Annotated in this window: 17 protein-coding genes; 6 read left to right on the forward strand and 11 right to left on the reverse strand. The window is 67.4% G+C overall.

Annotation, left to right across the window (positions count from 1 at the left end; translation table 11 throughout):
• Positions 1–14 precede the first annotated feature (14 nt).
• The 5 genes from ACFY1H_RS40825 to ACFY1H_RS40845 form a co-directional block, all read right to left on the reverse strand.
• Entirely contained in the window at positions 15–1,481 is a 1,467-nt protein-coding gene (locus tag ACFY1H_RS40825; protein ID WP_386955573.1) for an MFS transporter, read from the reverse strand.
• Positions 1,482–1,542: 61 nt separating this feature from the next.
• A complete protein-coding gene (locus ACFY1H_RS40830; protein WP_386955575.1) occupies positions 1,543–2,409 on the reverse strand; it encodes an aldo/keto reductase in 867 nt (288 codons plus the stop codon).
• Positions 2,410–2,496: 87 nt separating this feature from the next.
• Positions 2,497–2,844 (reverse strand): GNAT family N-acetyltransferase, encoded by a 348-nt coding sequence (locus ACFY1H_RS40835; protein ID WP_386955577.1) that lies wholly within the window; start codon positions 2,842–2,844, stop codon positions 2,497–2,499.
• A gap of 21 nt (positions 2,845–2,865) precedes the next feature.
• A complete protein-coding gene (locus ACFY1H_RS40840) occupies positions 2,866–3,381 on the reverse strand; it encodes a hypothetical protein (protein ID WP_386955579.1) in 516 nt (171 codons plus the stop codon).
• A 333-nt stretch (positions 3,382–3,714) separates the two neighbouring features.
• Entirely contained in the window at positions 3,715–4,218 is a 504-nt protein-coding gene (locus ACFY1H_RS40845; protein WP_366581789.1) for a thioredoxin domain-containing protein, read from the reverse strand.
• Positions 4,219–4,352: 134 nt separating this feature from the next.
• Here ACFY1H_RS40845 and nhaA point away from each other — a divergent pair, with 134 nt between their 5' ends.
• From nhaA to ACFY1H_RS40860, 3 genes are all read left to right on the forward strand, one after another.
• Entirely contained in the window at positions 4,353–5,765 is a 1,413-nt protein-coding gene (gene nhaA, locus ACFY1H_RS40850; protein ID WP_366581790.1) for a Na+/H+ antiporter NhaA, read from the forward strand.
• A gap of 156 nt (positions 5,766–5,921) precedes the next feature.
• Positions 5,922–6,509, forward strand: a complete 588-nt coding sequence (locus ACFY1H_RS40855) for a uracil-DNA glycosylase family protein (RefSeq protein WP_386955582.1) — start codon at positions 5,922–5,924, stop codon at positions 6,507–6,509.
• Positions 6,510–6,577: 68 nt separating this feature from the next.
• Entirely contained in the window at positions 6,578–6,991 is a 414-nt protein-coding gene (locus ACFY1H_RS40860; protein WP_386955584.1) for a nuclear transport factor 2 family protein, read from the forward strand.
• Positions 6,992–7,022: 31 nt separating this feature from the next.
• Here the strand turns inward: ACFY1H_RS40860 and ACFY1H_RS40865 are convergent, their stop codons facing one another.
• The 3 genes from ACFY1H_RS40865 to ACFY1H_RS40875 form a co-directional block, all read right to left on the reverse strand.
• Positions 7,023–7,403 (reverse strand): nuclear transport factor 2 family protein, encoded by a 381-nt coding sequence (locus ACFY1H_RS40865; RefSeq protein WP_386955586.1) that lies wholly within the window; start codon positions 7,401–7,403, stop codon positions 7,023–7,025.
• A gap of 279 nt (positions 7,404–7,682) precedes the next feature.
• Positions 7,683–8,216 carry a GNAT family N-acetyltransferase gene (locus tag ACFY1H_RS40870; RefSeq protein ID WP_386955588.1) on the reverse strand — a complete coding sequence of 178 codons (534 nt, stop codon included), beginning with the start codon at positions 8,214–8,216 and terminating at the stop codon, positions 7,683–7,685.
• Between the two features lie 39 nt (positions 8,217–8,255).
• Positions 8,256–9,869, reverse strand: coding sequence for a cytochrome bc complex cytochrome b subunit (locus ACFY1H_RS40875; RefSeq protein ID WP_386955715.1), 1,614 nt, complete (start codon positions 9,867–9,869; stop codon positions 8,256–8,258).
• A gap of 242 nt (positions 9,870–10,111) precedes the next feature.
• On the opposite strand from ACFY1H_RS40875, the gene ACFY1H_RS40880 reads away from it, so the two are divergent.
• From ACFY1H_RS40880 to ACFY1H_RS40890, 3 genes are all read left to right on the forward strand, one after another.
• Positions 10,112–10,516 (forward strand): nitroreductase family deazaflavin-dependent oxidoreductase, encoded by a 405-nt coding sequence (locus ACFY1H_RS40880; RefSeq protein WP_386955590.1) that lies wholly within the window; start codon positions 10,112–10,114, stop codon positions 10,514–10,516.
• A 63-nt stretch (positions 10,517–10,579) separates the two neighbouring features.
• Positions 10,580–10,945, forward strand: coding sequence for an MmcQ/YjbR family DNA-binding protein (locus ACFY1H_RS40885; RefSeq protein ID WP_386955592.1), 366 nt, complete (start codon positions 10,580–10,582; stop codon positions 10,943–10,945).
• A gap of 119 nt (positions 10,946–11,064) precedes the next feature.
• Positions 11,065–11,691: a TetR/AcrR family transcriptional regulator gene (locus tag ACFY1H_RS40890; RefSeq protein ID WP_386955593.1), complete on the forward strand. Its 627-nt coding sequence runs from the start codon at positions 11,065–11,067 to the stop codon at positions 11,689–11,691.
• Positions 11,692–11,736: 45 nt separating this feature from the next.
• Here the strand turns inward: ACFY1H_RS40890 and ctaD are convergent, their stop codons facing one another.
• The 3 genes from ctaD to ACFY1H_RS40905 form a co-directional block, all read right to left on the reverse strand.
• Positions 11,737–13,488: a cytochrome c oxidase subunit I gene (gene ctaD, locus ACFY1H_RS40895; protein WP_366581797.1), complete on the reverse strand. Its 1,752-nt coding sequence runs from the start codon at positions 13,486–13,488 to the stop codon at positions 11,737–11,739.
• A gap of 317 nt (positions 13,489–13,805) precedes the next feature.
• Positions 13,806–14,723, reverse strand: coding sequence for an NADP-dependent oxidoreductase (locus tag ACFY1H_RS40900; protein ID WP_386955594.1), 918 nt, complete (start codon positions 14,721–14,723; stop codon positions 13,806–13,808).
• Between the two features lie 168 nt (positions 14,724–14,891).
• Positions 14,892–15,836, reverse strand: coding sequence for an NADP-dependent oxidoreductase (locus ACFY1H_RS40905; RefSeq protein ID WP_386955596.1), 945 nt, complete (start codon positions 15,834–15,836; stop codon positions 14,892–14,894).
• Between the last annotated feature and the right edge of the window lie 41 nt (positions 15,837–15,877).

Genomic DNA, 15,877 nt, shown 5'->3' on the forward strand with positions numbered 1-15,877 from the left:
CGACGGCGATTGCGCTATCGGCACAGCGGGTGCGGCATCGGGTGCGCGAGCAGGACGCGCCGGTCGCACGGAGCGTGGCTGCGGAAAACCGCCGCCGCGATGGTGCCGGAGACGACAAAGGCGACTGCGCAGATGACGCAGATCAGCCGATAACCCGGAAGGAAAGCCTCGGACCGGGTGTACGACGAGCCGGTCAGCCCCACGATCGGCGGAAGCGCCGCGATCCACAACAGGCCACCACCGCGTGCGACCGCGTTGTTCACCGCGGACGCCACGCCGGCGCGCTCGTCCGGCGCCGACGACAGCGCGACGGCCGTCAAGGGCGCCACCATCGCGGCGATCCCCAGACCGAACACACACTCGAGGGGGATCACCACACCCCAGTAACTGGTGTCCGGGTTGATCTGCAGGGCCATCAGCGCCGCCACACCGCACAGTGCGGGACCGACAGCCAGCTGTAATCCCGGCCCGATGCGGGCCGCGAGTTTGCCACTGGACGGGGCCAGAAGCAGGCTGATGAGCGTGATCGGCAAGAGTGCGCTGCCGGCCTTGGTGGGGCTGTACCCGGAGACGGTCTCCAATGCGATCGTGAAGATCAGGGAGAACACACCGAACGCACCGTAGACGATGAAGGTGATCACGTTGATGGTGACGAACGGCCGGCACTTCATCAGCAACGCCGGCAGCATCGGGGACGCGGTGCGCCGTTCCCACCAGACGAAGCCGAGCGCCGCCGCGATGGCGACGCCCACGCTCGTCACCGCCCAGGGGTCTCTCGGGTTCACCGGTAAGTCGGTCAAGGCGTAACTCGCCGCGGCGAGGGCCACGACGGCCAAGGCCGATCCACCCCAGTCCATTCGCGACGCTCGGCCGTCGCGGGTCTCGGGAACGTGCCGCACCGTCACCAGCAGGACGATGACGGCGACGGGCACGTTGATCAGGAAGATCCAGCGCCACGAACCCAGCGCCAACAGCCACCCGCCGACGAACGGCGCGAGAACTCCGGCGATTCCGGCGAACCCGGACCACGTGCCGATCGCCCGCGGCCGGTCGTCCGGGGTGATCGTGGACTGCAGGATGGCCATGCTCGCCGGCGCCATGAAGGCGCCGCCGATCCCTTGCAGGATGCGCGCGCCGACGAGGCTTCCGATGTCGGGCACGATCGCGCACAACACGGAGGCGAGGGTGAACACGGTGACGCCGACGAGAAAGATCCGCCGGCGGCCGTATCGATCGCCGAGCCCGCCCGCGAGGAGGATGAGCGAGGCGAGGCTCAGGGTGTATCCGGTGACGGTCCACTGCAGTGAAGCGAAGCTCGCGCCGAAGTCCCGGCCGATGTCCGGGAGCGTGACGGTCACGACGCTGGTGTCGATGCCGGCGATGCTGGCGCCGAGGACGGTCGCGACCAGGATCCGTCGACCTTGCGGCGAGCGGACCGGAACACCCACCGGTCGTGGCAGGGTGACCTCGGTATCGGCCACCTCGTTCTCCTTCTCGGCGTCATCCGGACAAGCGTGTCGGACGATTGTCCGGAACGCTCGATTACGGCTGGGGCGTCAGTCGATCGAGCTCGTCGAGTTCGGTAGCCGTCAACGGAATGTCCACTGCGGAAACGTTGTCGGCCAGATGCCGGACGCTCAACGTTCCGGGAACGGGGAGCATCGCGGGTGAACGCTTCAACAGCCAGGCAAGAGCGAGCTGCGCGGGGGCGACCCCACGCTGTCGCGCCATTTCGGCCAGCGGGCCCTCCCGGTCAGCCAGCGCCCCGGTGGCCAGCGGAAGCCAGGGGATGAACCCGCTGCCCGCTGCCTCCGCGTAGTCCAGCAACGGCTCCGTGGCCCGGTTGACGAGATTGTATTCGGCTTGAACCGTGGCGATCTCCGCGAACTTTCGCGCTTCCGCCAGTTCCTCGACCGTCACCTCCGCCAAGCCGATCAGCCCGATTTTCCCTTCTCGCTGCAGGTCGGCGAGCATTCCGATCTGATCGGAGATGGGCGCGTTCGGGCTGAACCCGTGCAGCTGGAACAGCGGAATGTGATCGAGCTTGAGGTACCAGAGGCGCATTTCGATCTGCTTGCGAAGGAACGAAGGCCGGATCACCGGCTCCCACTGGCCTTCCGCCGATCGAAGCAGCCCGCCCTTGACCATCAGCAGCAAATCTTCGGGATACGGGCTCAGCGCTCGAACGATGAGTTCTTCGTAGTCGAACGGGCCGGACGATTCGGCGATGTCGATGAGGTTCACCCCGAGATCGACGGCTTCCCGGAGAACCTTCGCCGCTTCGGTGGCGTCTTCCGGATGGCCCCACACACCGGACTCGCTCATCTGGGCCGTGCCGAGTCCGAGTCGCGTGATCTGGTGACCTCCGATCGTGAAAGTGCCGCACCGATCGGGCAGGGTTCCGCGCATGGTCATGTCTCCTCCGGAGTCCTCTGAACTTCTTTACTGGTTTCGAGGGTGCGGCAAGCGCCCCTCCGGTGCGACCCTCGGAGTACGTCAGTTGGTGCGTTCGCGCGGTGCGCGATCGGGTACCGCGGCGCCGCCCGGGTAGCGGGTGTCGACAAGGTCCGTGTATTCGGGGTGGTCGGCGATGTAGTCCGCGACGAACGGGCAGTAGTTGGTGAGCTTCAGGTCGTTCGCGCGAAGGTCGTCCAGAGCGTGCTTGACGAGCCGGGTGGCGATCCCTTGGCCGCGGTACTCGGGTTCGACGATGGTGTGGCTGAGTGTCACGCGCTGATTGCCGTGCGGTGTATGGTAGACGATCATGCCGACGACCCGTCCGTCGACGACGGCCTCGTACGATCCGCCTTGGCTGTTCTTCTGCAGATTCATGTCGTTGTCCATGGGGTTTCTCCTGATCGTGCTTCAGCGGTGGGGTGCGGCGTCGAAGGTCGCCGGGGTCAGGGAGTGGCTGAACGGCACGTTCAGCCGCCACCTGGATTCGTGAAGTGGCGTGGGGGGAACCTCGAAGGTCGTGCTCCAGAACATGCTGGTGGCGCTCCCGTCGGAGAAGGTCATCGTCAGCCGGTACGACTGCGTGGCCGCTTCGTCGAGGTGTGCGCCGTGGTGCCGGCCGGAGACGTGGATGACGCGAGGCAGCGAACTCAGGAAGATCGAGTTGACCTGCAGTTCGAGCTGTTCGGCTGCCCGGCTCGCTTCGGGAAGACCGGAAGTGGCCTGCGGCGCCTCGTGGCTGGTGGCGAGCATGACTTCCAGCTCGCCCAGCACGCGGACGCTGATCGAGAGCTCCCGCGGCCAGCGGCGCTCGATTCCGACGTCGTGAGACCGGCTGCTGTCGTCAGCCGTGATGATCGCTGACGACAATTTCAAGGGAAGGCTGGTAGCCGGCGAAATCGGCTTGAAGCCCGGCTGCTCGCTCACCGTGTGTAGACCCTTCTCGCGTCCTGTGCGACGGAGCGCAGGCGCAGTTTGCCCAGTCAGCGGCTCAGCGCTCTGCTGGTTCAAGTTCGTTTGTCCGGCGCGCCCATCATGCACCACAGAGGACTATTCAGTCCACTAGGGTATCCCGTGGCTGAGGGCAGGTTTTGCCGGCTGATCGTGCAGTGCGCGCGCCGGGCCTTGGGGTTCCGGTGAGAGTGTGGATCGTGCCACAGATCGAAGGTGCGCTTCAAGACCCTGAACGCGGCCGTCCTTGCTCACATGGCGGACTTGGAGGTCCACTTGGTGTGATGAGTGAGGGTTTTCGACTGCCGGTCAGCCGGTCGGGCGCACTGCTGATCGGAGCGCCTGGAAGCTGACCCGGCCCCGATACGCGCGGCCGTTGATGAACAGCGTCGGCGTGCCGCGGACGTCGAGCTCGGCGCCGGAGGTGTAGTCGGCCACGACGGCCGGACGGAACTGCTGAGCGGCTTCGCCGGTGACGTCGCCGGCCCCGATGCGGGTCGCGTACGTCCGCAGGTGGGCGTCCGTCAGCTTGGTCTGGTGGGTGAGCAGCAGGTCGTGCATGGCCCAGAACCGCTCGCCGGACGCCTCGGCCGCGAGGGCGGCCGTGAGCGCGTACGGGTGAATCGTGAAGAGCGGGAAATGGCGGAACACCAGGCGGATCGAGCCGTCCGAGCTGTCGACCAGCTTGCGCAGCTCCGGTGCGGCCGCGGCGCAGTACGGGCACTCGAAGTCCCCGTACTCGACCACCGTGACGCGGGCGGAGGGATCGCCGTAGACGTGCCGGTCCAGGTCGACGTCGCTCCTCGTCGTCACGTGCGATCCCTCCGCGGTCAGGTGATCCACTCCGGACAGCCTCGCCGCGAGGTCGCTGTCGAACCGGCCGGCGTCCCGCCGGTCTGGCCGACGCTACACAATCCGGTCGAGGGCGCGTCGGTCATACTCGGCTCGTGAACGCCGACTCGAGCCGATTCACCGACGGGCTCCTCCCGCGGATGCCCTCGGCGACCCGTCGGGTGAACGTGCCGCTGCCCTATGTTTCCGCCGGGTTCCGCCGGTTCCTGCTCACCGAAGCAGGCAGCGCCGTCCTGCTTCTGGCCGCCACGGTGGCCGCGCTCGTGTGGGCGAACGTGGCGGGCGCGAACTACGACGCGTTCTGGGCGACCCCGGCGGGCGCGGAAGTCGGCGCCGCGCATTTCTCGCTGAACCTCCGCGACTGGGTCAACGACGTTGCCATGGCGGTGTTCTTCGCCGTGGTGGGTCTCGAGATCAGCCGCGAGGTGGCCGTCGGCGAGCTGCGCGAACGGCGTTCGATCGTCGTCCCGGCCTGCGGCGCGCTCGGTGGACTGGTGCTGCCCGCGGTGATCTACTTCCTGTTCAACAGCTCCGGCGTCGCCGCGGTCGGGTGGGGCATCCCGATGTCGAGCGACACCGCGTTCCTGATCGGCGTGCTCGCGCTGTTCGGGCCACGCTGCCCGGACCAGTTGCGGCTCTTCCTGCTCACGCTCGCGATCGGCGACGACATCGGTGCGATCACGGTGATGGCCGTGTTCTACACGCAGCACGTGTCCGTGCCGGCGCTCGCTGTCGCGGTGGTGCTGATCCTGGCTTTGCTCGGGCTGCGGTGGCTGGGGGTGTGGCGGTTGACGCCGTATCTCGTCGTCGGGATCGGGTTGTGGGCGGCTGTCGACGCTTCGGGAGTGCATCCGACGCTGGCCGGCGTCCTCGTCGGACTGATCGTGCCGGCCGGCGAGGTCGACGCGCACAGCGGTGAACGGCTCCGCCTCTACGGCCGCGCGGTGATCGAGCGCGCGGACGCCGTGCGGGTGCGGCTCGCGACCACCGCGATCAAGGCGACGCTTTCCGCCAACGAACGGCTGCAGGCGATTCTCCACCCGATCAGCGCGTTCGTGATCATCCCCGCCTTCGGCCTGGCGAACGCCGGCGTCCAGCTCGACGGCGGCGCGCTGCGGGCTGCGGCTTCCTCCACCGTGACACTGGGTGTGGCGGTCGGGCTGATCGTCGGCAACGCGGCCGGTATCTCGCTCGGGGCGGGAATCGCCCTGCGAACCGGGCTGGGTACCCTGCCGGGCCGCGTCCGCTACGGCCACCTCATCGGTGGCGCGATGCTGGCCGGGATCGGTTTCACGATCGCGCTCTTCATCACCGACCTCGCCTTCACCGATCCCGGCTTGCAGCAGCAGGCCAAGGTCGGAGTTCTCGGCGGTTCGCTCTGCTCGGCGATCGTCGGGTCCGTCCTGCTGCGGTTCCTCGGCGAGCGCCTGCCGCTGTGCTCGTTCGACGAGCGGTTCGCGGTGCCGGAGCTGCCCGAAGGGCCGTGGCTGGATCCGAGCCTGCCCTAGCGCGAACGGCTGCTGAGTGTCAGATTTCTTGGCCGGAGCTGCGCGTCGCGCACGGTGCGCGCCAAGTTGATGGACTTTGTGGTCCAGCTATAGGATGCCGACGGTGCCACCGCGAGGCCACAAAGGACTTTCCCTGCCCACTGACCCGGAGTGCAGTTGAGCGACGTTTTGCGTGCAGTCACGGACGAGCTGACGTCCGACCCGTCGAACGCGTGGGCCCGCGACCTCGGTTACCGCCCCGTGTGGGCCGGGTCCGCGGCCTCCCGGATCGCGATCATCGGCCAGGCGCCGGGCCGGCTCGCCCAGGAGAGCGGCATCCCGTGGGACGACGCCAGCGGCGCGCGCTTGCGCTCGTGGCTCGGCGTGCGCGACGAGCAGTTCTACGACCCGGCGCTGTTCGCCATCGTGCCGATGGATTTCTACTTCCCGGGGAAGGGCAAGACGGGCGACCTGCCGCCGCGCAAGGACTTCGCGCCGCGGTGGCATCCGCGGATTCTCGCCGGGATGCCGGACATCACGCTCCGCGTGCTCATCGGGACATACGCTCAGCGGTTCTACCTCGCCGGCCGGGCCAAGGCCAATCTCACCGAGACCGTGCGGTCCTACGGCGACTACCTCCCGGGCGAGTTCCCGCTGGTGCACCCGTCGCCGCTCAACTACCGCTGGCACGCGAAGAACTCCTGGTTCACGGCCGACGTCGTACCCGAGCTCGCCCGCCGGGTGTCGATCGCGCTGGGCTCCTGATGATCGCCGGCCGCGGCGGGCTACGGAACATCTCGCGCTCGACACTCCCTCCGGTCAAGGAGACATCCATGCCCCACACCAACACCTCCGTGGTGGACAACTTCTTCCGGGCCATTGAGCGCGGTGACATCGACGCGGTGCGCGCCATCTACGCCCCCGACGCGACGGTCTGGCACAACGACGGCGGCGGCGACCAAGGCCTCGAAGCAAATCTCGACATCCTCGGCTTGTTCAGCCGTGCCATTCGCGGCCTGCACTTCGACGTCTCGCGCCGCGTCGACGTCGGAGACGGAGTCTTCCAGCAGCACGTCCTCCGCGGCCGGCTGCCCAACGGTGAGGAGTCCGCTCTCGAGATCGCGATGTATCTCGCTGTCTCCGACGGCAGAATCACGCGAATCGAGGAGTACTTCGACGTCGCGACGGTGACCCACATCATCGCCGTCGCCAACGCATCGGACGCCGGACCATCGGATCGTCCCTGAACCTTGCGGGGCGGGCCGATCCCGCCGATGGTCAGGTGCCCGGAGCGATCGCGCAGGCCGAGACGCACACCCAGGTGCCCTCACGCTTCTGGTACGCGTCCGTGTACAGCGCTTCCTGCTCCGCGCCGTCGGCGACCATGGTGTAGGTGCTGCGGCCGTGGATCAGAGCGACATCGCTGAGGATCCGAATCTTCACGTCGTGCACGGCGAGATCCTTGAAGGGCCGCGGCTTGGCGATGTACTCGAGGAACTCCTCGCGGTTGCGCGTGACACCCGGGGTCTGCACGACGAAATCCTCGGCGAGCAACGTGCTGAAGCGGGTGGCGTCGCTGGCCTGGTCGGCCACGACGTAGTCGAGGTTGAGCTTTTCGAGGATCGCGAGATCCTCGGCCCGCTGCGTGGTGTCGGTCATTTCTCCTCCTTCGGAGTGCGGCGCGCCTGGCGACCGCCGTCATCGTGTGGATGGTTGGTGTCGGCCCGGCGTGCTGTCTTACCGACGGCGTCGCGGTTTCGGCGACGGGTGGGCCGTCCACACAAGGGGGCCGGGCTGCGCGGGATGTCGAACCCGAGGATGCGCAGCCCGGCCGAGGGCCGCGTCGCCGATGTCAGGGCCGGCCACGCGGGGACTTGATGATCGCGACGTGCCTGTGTTCTTCTCGGCCGCGGCGCCAGAAGGCCGCGGCCGCGGTCCTCATCGGATCCGGTCTGCCGGCCTGATCCGGTACACCTGCAGCCGCAGGTTGTAGTACTTCGAGGTTTCGCCGACCCATTCCATCCCGAGGCGCTTCGCCGTGGCGATCGCGCGCACGTTGTGCGGGCGTGCGACGGCGAAGAGCTCCTCGGCGTCTTCGGCGAACGCCCAGTCGATCAGCGCCTGGCTCGCCTCCGTCGCGTACCCCCGGTGCCAGTGGTCGGGATGGATCTGCCAGCTGATCTCCAGATCCTCTTCGTACGGCGGCAGCAGCCGGATGTTGAGGCCGCCGACCACGGCGCCCGTCTCGCGGAGTTCGACGGCCCACCTGCCACGAGGGACGAGCAGGTTGGGCTGCGCTTCGCGCCACGCCTCCAGCACCGCGCGCATCGCGGGCAGGTCGGGTACCTGGTCCATCGCCGGTGTCAGCCAGCGGGTGACGTCGGAGGAGCCGTAGATGGCCAGGGCGGCCTCGGCGTCGTCGGCCGACCAGTCCCGGATCACGAGGCGGTCGGTGAGCAAGGGGGTATCCATCGAATCCTGTACTTGTCGTCGGAGCTGCTTGGTGGACGATCAGCCGTGTTCGGAGCGGGCGGGGTGTTCGGTGACCGCGCGTTCGAGCGCGGCCGTCTCCTCGGGAGGGTCCGGGGTGAGCAGGGAGCCGGGGACCGCGCGGCCGGCGGCGCCGAGCTTGTTCATCTTCTTCGGCACGCTGGCGCCTTGGTAGGACAACGGGATGGCGTGGCCGTGGTCGTCCACGCCGGCCAGCGGCTGGTGGATTTCGATGAACTGGCCGTTCGGCTCGCGCCTGATGATGCCGGTTTCGATGCCGTGTTCGAGCACTTCCCGATCCGCCCGCTGCAAACCGAGGCAGATCCGGTACGTCACGTAGTAGGCGAGGGGAGGCAGTAACAGCACGCCGATACGGCCGGCCCACGTGGTGACATTCAGGGAGATGTTGAACTGGTCGGCGATGATGTCGTTGAACCCGGACAGTTCGATCACCGCGAAGAAGGCGAGGGCCATCATCCCCAGCGAAGTGCGGACCGGCGCGTCGCGCGGGCGTTGCAGCAGGTTGTGGTGCGCGGTGTCCTTCGACAGCTTCCGCTCGATCCACGGATACACGATCAGAATGGTGAACAGCAGCGGCATCCCGACCGCGCCGGGGAAGAACACCGCGGGGATCGTGTAGTTCCCGAGGTAGACCTCCCAGGCAGGCCAGATGCGCAGCATGCCGTCGGCCCAGGCCATGTACCAGTCCGGTTGGGAGCCCGCCGACACCATCGAGGGGTTGTACGGCCCGAAGTTCCACACCGGATTGATCTGGAACAGCCCCGCCATCAGCGCGATCACGCCCGTGACCAGTACGGCGAGCGAGCCCCCGTGCAGAGCGAACTCCGGCATGATGCGGATGCCGACGACGTTCGTTTCCTTGGCCCGATGGCTGGGGAACTGCGTGTGCTTCTGGAACCACACCAGCACGAGGTGCACCCCGACCAGGGCGAACAGCACCCCGGGCAGGATCAGGATGTGGATCGTGTACAGGCGCGGGATGATCTGGTCGCCCGGGAACTCGCCGCCGAACAGCGCCCAATGGATCCAGGTGCCGACGACCGGCACCGACAGGACGATGCCCGACAGGGTCGCGCGGATACCGGTGCCCGACAGCAGGTCGTCCGGCAGCGAGTAGCCGAAGAAGCCTTCGAACATGCTGATCAGGAGCAGCAGTACCCCGATCACCCAGTTCGCCTCGCGCGGACGCCGGAACGCGCCGGTGAAGAAGATCCGGAACGTGTGGAGGAAGGTGGCCGCGATGAAGATCAGCGCGCCCCAGTGGTGCAGCTGGCGCACGAACAGCCCGCCGCGCACGTCGAACGAGAGGTCGAGGGTGCTGGCGAAGGCCTTCGACATCTCGAGGCCCTGCATGTTCTGGAAGCTGCCGTGGTACGTGACCTCCTGCATGGAGGGATCGAAGAACAGGGTGAGGTACACACCCGACGCGATCACCACGAGAAAGCTGTAGAGCGACACCTCGCCGAGCAAGTACGACCAGTGCGTGGGGAAGACCTTGTTGAGGCTGTGGCGCAGCTTCGCGACCTTGAAGCGGTCGTCGATCCAGTTCGCGCCCGCGGCGGCGGTCTTCTCGAGCGCGGAGACGTCTCGGGTGGGCGTGGTCAGCGAGCTCATGCCGCCCTCGACCAAGCCCGTGCGGAACTGCTTGTCCATCCCACTGGAATGACACCCTCTCGATGTGCTGGGTCACGGCCGTCGACACATTATATGGACTATAAGGTCCACTGCAAGATGGTCTGCCGGGCAGGTTTCGGCTGGTGACAGCAGTGCGCTCGGTCACACGAACCGGCCGCGGAGTAAGAACCTCGGGCACCGAGACGCCGTGCTCAAAACCACCGAATCAGAGGGGAACACGAATGCTTGAAGGTGACGAGCACGTCCGCCGGTACGAGGAAACCGACGGCGAAGTCGGCCACGACTGGCAGCCCGGCGTGCCGGCGCTGGTCCTCACGACCAAGGGCCGCAAGAGCGGTGCCGACCGCAAGTTCGCGCTGATCTACCAGGACGTGGCGGGCAACCCGGTTGTCGTCGCGTCCAATGGCGGAGCGCCGAAGCACCCGAGCTGGTACCTCAATCTGCAGGCGAACCCCGAGGTCCGCGTGCAGGTGGGCGCCGACAGGTTCGCCGCGCGCGCCCGCACGGCCGAGGGGGAGAAGCGGGCGCAGCTGTGGGACAAGATGGCCCAGGTGTGGCCGTATTACAACGACTACACGAAGAGGACCGACCGCGAGATCCCCGTGGTGGTGCTCGAGCGGGTGTGAGCGTGGCCGGCCCCGTGACCGCCGGCGGCCGGAGCACTCGAATCGACAGAGGAGTTGATCGTCTTGGACGGACAGCAGCTGCAGAAGATCGCGGGCGACCGCGGCCTGGAACTACCCGGCGCCGACGTGGAGCATCGCGTCGGCCCCGACTGGGACGTCTACAAGGTGCGCGACAAGGTCTTCATGCTCATGACCGACATGCCCGGGCACCCCGTCGTGATCCTGAAAGCCGATCCCGACGACGCCGAGACCCTGCGTGACCAGCACGCGGACATCACCCCCGGCTATCACATGAACAAGAAGCACTGGATCACGGTCGAGGGTGGCGTCACCATCGAGGAGGAGCTGGTGAAGAGGCTCGTCACCGACTCTTACCGTCTCGTGGTCGGCGGGCTCCCGCGGGCGAAGGTGCCGGGAAAGCAGGCGTAGCCGCGCGACCGCCCGAGCGGCCCAGGGTGACGCGTAAACCTGGTCCAGATGGTCCCATTTCGTTACACGTTTCCGCACGAGGCGCGCGCACCCCGGAGGTCCACCGGTAGCCTGGGTCAGTGGTGCAATCGGAACACAGCGTCAAGCCGGCCCGGCTGACCGCGCGAGGAGAAGCGACCAAGGCCAGGATGTTGCAGGTCGCGGCCGAGCTGATGCGCGTGAAGGGCGTGGCGGCGACGACGCTGGACGAGGTCCGGTCGGCGAGTGGCACGAGCAAGTCGCAGCTGTACCACTACTTCGCGGACAAGGACGCGCTGGTCCAGGAGGTCATCGAGCTGCAAGCTCGTGACCTGCTGGATCGCGAAGAGGGATACCTCCGCAGGCTGAACTCCATCAAGGGCCTGGAACGCTGGCGGGACGCGATCGTCCAGCGCAGCGCTCTGCGTGGTGGCGCGCACGGCTGCCAGCTCGGTTCGCTGGCGAGCGAGCTGTCCGATCAGAACGAGCCTGCCCGCGCCGCGCTCGCGGGCCACTTCGGCACGTGGCTGCGCCTGATGTCGGACGCGTTCGAACGGATGCGCGCGGCGGGGAAGCTGCGTCCGGAAGCGGATCCGGAAGGCCTGGCGACGGGATTGATGAGCGCCCTTCAAGGGGCGTTCCTCCTGGCGCAGACGACGCAAGACGTGAAGCCGATGAAAATCGCGCTGGACATGGCCATCGACTACGTCCGCGGCTTCGAGGTGTGATCCGCAGCCGGCGGTATTCGGTGTGACACGCCTCCCCGGCATCGATCAGCCTTCACCGTCCGACACGCTCGCCTCGGTCAGCTTCTGCGAGGGCGTGGCCTGGTGGCGCGGCTTGCCGAAGAAGCCGATCTCGCCTTCGGTGTGCATGCGCTCGACCATGTGCGGGTAGTGCAGCTCGAACGCGGGGCGCTCGGAGCGGATGCGGGGGAGTTCGGTGAAGTTGTGCCGCGGCGGCGGGCACGAGGTGGCCCATTCGAGGGAGTTGCCGTAGCCCCACGGGTCGTCGACCGTGACGATCTCGCCGTAGCGGTAGCTCTTGAACACGTTCCAGATGAACGGAAGCGTGGACGCGCCGAGGATGTACGCGCCGATCGTGGAGATCGTGTTCAACACGGTGAACCCGTCCGATGACAGGTAATCGGCGTAGCGGCGGGGCATGCCCTCGGCGCCGAGCCAGTGCTGCACGAGGAACGTGCCGTGGAAGCCGATGAACGTGGTCCAGAAGTGCCACTTGCCGAGCTTCTCGTCCATCATCCGGCCCGTGATCTTCGGGAACCAGAAGTAGATGCCGGCGAAGGTCGCGAACGCGATCGTGCCGTAGAGGACGTAGTGGAAGTGCGCCACCACGAAGTAGCTGTCCGACACGTGGAAGTCGATGGCCGGCGCGGCCAGGAGAATGCCGGTGAGGCCACCGAACAGGAAGGTGACCAGGAATCCGACGGAGAAGATCATCGGCGTCTCGAAGGACAGCTGGCCTTTCCACATCGTGCCGATCCAGTTGAAGAACTTCACGCCGGTCGGAACCGCGATCAGGAACGTCATGAACGAGAAGAACGGCAGCAGCACGGCACCGGTGGCATAGAGGTGGTGTGCCCACACCGAGAACGAGAGCGCTGCGATGGCGAGCGTCGCGAAGACGAGGCCCTTGTAGCCGAAGATCGGTTTGCGGCTGAAGACCGGGAAGATCTCCGACACGATCCCGAAGAACGGCAGCGCGATGATGTACACCTCGGGATGGCCGAAGAACCAGAACATGTGCTGCCAGAGGATCGCGCCGCCGTTGGCCGGGTCGAAGACGTGAGCGCCCAAGCGCCGGTCGGCCTCCAGCCCGAAGAAGGCGGCCGTCAGGATCGGGAACGCGACGAGGATCAGAATGCTCGTGACCAGGATGTTCCAGGTGAAGATCGGCATCCGGTACATCGTCATGCCCGGCGCACGCAGGCAGACGACGGTGGTGATCATGTTGACGGCACCCAGGATCGTGCCCAGGCCGCCGATGATCAGGCCCATGATCCACATATCCGTGCCGGCCCCGGGGGTGTGCGTGGCCTCCGAGAGCGGGGTATACGCGGTCCAGCCGAACTCCGCCGCCCCTCCGGGCGTCAAAAAGCCCGCGATCACGATCAGCCCACCGAAAAGGTAGAGCCAGTACGAGAACGCGTTGAGCCGCGGGAACGCGACGTCGGGCGCACCGATCTGCAGCGGCAGCACGAAGTTCGCGAATCCGAAGAGGATCGGGGTCGCGTAGAGCAGCAGCATCACCGTGCCGTGCATGGTGAACAGCTGGTTGTACTGCTCCTGCGACAGGAACTGCAGCCCCGGCCGCGCGAGCTCCGTGCGGATCAGCATGGCCATCGCTCCGCCCGCCATGAAGAACGCGAAGGCGGTGACCAGATACATGATGCCGATCTGCTTGTGGTCCGTCGTGCGGAACAACCGCAGCAGGTACGAACCCTTGACCGTTTCCCGCGTGGGAAAAGGACGGGTCGCGACAGGACGGGGTGCTGCTGTCCGCATGATTTCCTCTCGAAGGCTCAGCTTGGAGCACGACGAACGCTACTTGGACGACTTGGTCCAAATCAAGGCGGGCATCGTGTGATGCCCGACCCGTGATGACGAGGACTCCGGCCGCGCGAGCGCGCGCTTCGCCGCGCTCGGAAAATCGACAACCTGGAGCCCGGACGAGCGCCCCGGGCGAGAAGTACATCCGCGACGTCCGCCGCGTGACGAGCCCGGTGTGCGGTGGGGGACGGGGACGGGGACGGCGGTGGTACTACCGGAAGTTCTGACCGCGGCCTGTGCCTGAACACGCCGTGCCCGTCGTCACCGTGACCTCAGGGACGGACGCGGACGATCGTCTTCCCTTTCGCGCGCGTCGTCGGGTTGAGCGCGGTGACGGCGCCGTCAAGGGAAACGACGTTGTCGATGTTGGTGCGCAACCGTCCATCCCGTACTCGTGCGGCCAGCTCACCCAGCTGCGCACGGTCGGCCTCGACCACGAAATCGATCGCTCGGCCGTGGGTGGGCCAGACTTCGGGCGGCCCGGCGATCGTCACGAGGGTGCCGCCAGGCCGGATCAGCGCGGCGGACTGCGCCCCGATGTCGCCACCGATGACATCGAACACGAGGTCGACGCCACCGACGTCGGCCAGCGAGTCGTTCTCCAGATCGACGAACTCCTGCGCGCCGTAACCGAGCGCGGCGTGGCGGTCGGCCGCGCGCCCGGTGCCGATGATGTAGGCGCCCGCCTCCTTGGCCAGCTGGGTGACGATCGACCCGACGCCGCCGGCCGCCCCGTGCACCAGGATGCTCTGGCCGGACTGCACCTGGCCGTGCACGAACAGTCCCTGCCAGGCCGTCAAACCGGAGATCACCAAGCTCGCACCGACCGTGAAATCGACATCGCCGGGCAGCGGCGCGACATTGCGGGCCTCAATGGCCACGTACTCCGCCAGCGTGCCGTCGCGGGTCCAGTCGGCCAGGCCGAACACCCGCTGTCCGACCGCCAACCCGGCGGTTCCGTACCCGAGCGCGGCCACCACGCCGGCCATCTCGTGGCCGGGGACCGAAGGCGTACGGTCCCGCCCCAGCCGGTCGGTCCACGTCCCCTCCCAGGTCAGCTCACCAGGGGTGTAACCCGACGCGTGCACCTCGACCAGCACGTCATTCCCCGCGGGATCCGGGGTCGGACGGTCCGCCAACGTCAACCCGGCCGCCCCCGCGGCCTGGTCGGTCACGACGATCGCCTTCATCCTCTACCTCCATGTTTCACGGTCACTTCGGCGCCCTTTGGCCACCTGCCGTGGCTTCCTGGACGATAGCGTCCAATACAGTTTCGATACAGCAGTGAAACCGATGCCGAGCCGATCTTCGCTCGTTCCGGCGACACAACGGGGATGCTTGTCTCACTTCGCCGCGTCTCAGGGGCGGACGCGGATGATCGTCTTGCCCTTGGGGTGCTCGGCCGGGTTGAAGGCGGCGACGGCGTCGTCGAGGGCCGCGACGGTGCCGATGTTCGTCCGCAGGCGGCCCTCGCGCGTCCGCCGGACGATCTCGTCCAGTTGCACGCGATTGGGCACGACCACGAAGTCGACCGCCAGGCCCTCCGCAGGCCGGGCCTCGGGCGGACCGGCGATGCCCATTAGCGTTCCTCCGGGACGGACCAGGCGCGCTGACCGCCGCCCGATGTCGCCGCCGAACACATCGAAGACCAGATCGACCGCACCGACCTCGTCCAGGCTGTCGCTCTCGAGGTCGACGAACTCCTGCGCGCCGAAGTCGAGTGCCGCCTGGCGGCCGGCCGCGCGTCCGGTGCCGATGACATAGGCTCCTGCCTCCCGTGCGAGCTGCGCCGCCATCGACCCGACCACGCCGGCCGCACCGTGCACGAGAACGCTCTGGCCGGCTCGCAGACGGCCGTGTTCGAACAGCCCCTGCCACGCGGTCAGGCCCGACATGACGAGGCCCGCGCCGGTGGTGAAGTCGACGTCGCCCGGCAGTGGCGCGAGGTTCCGCGCCTCCACGACCACATACTCCGCGAGGGTGCCGTCGCGAGTCCAGTCCGTCAGCCCGAACACGCGCTGTCCCACCGCGAGCCCGGCCGTGCCGTAGCTGAGAGCGGTAACGGTTCCGGCCACCTCGTGGCCGGGAATCGACGGCGTCCGGTCACGGCCGAGCCGGTCGACCCACGTCGACGGCCACGACAGCTCGTCCCAGGTGAACCCCGAAGCGTGAACCTCGACGACGACGTCACCGTAGTTGGCGCCCGCGAGGTCGGCGAGCCGCTCGGCGTCCGGACCGGGCCGCTCGGCCAACGTCATCCCAGCCCGTCCCGCGGCTTGATCTGTCACCACGATCGCCTTCATTCGGCGCCTCCCTGCGTCCGGTCCGGACCCGATCGGGTCGA

The organism is Amycolatopsis sp. NPDC001319 (assembly GCF_042896185.1).
GTDB lineage: Bacteria > Actinomycetota > Actinomycetes > Mycobacteriales > Pseudonocardiaceae > Amycolatopsis.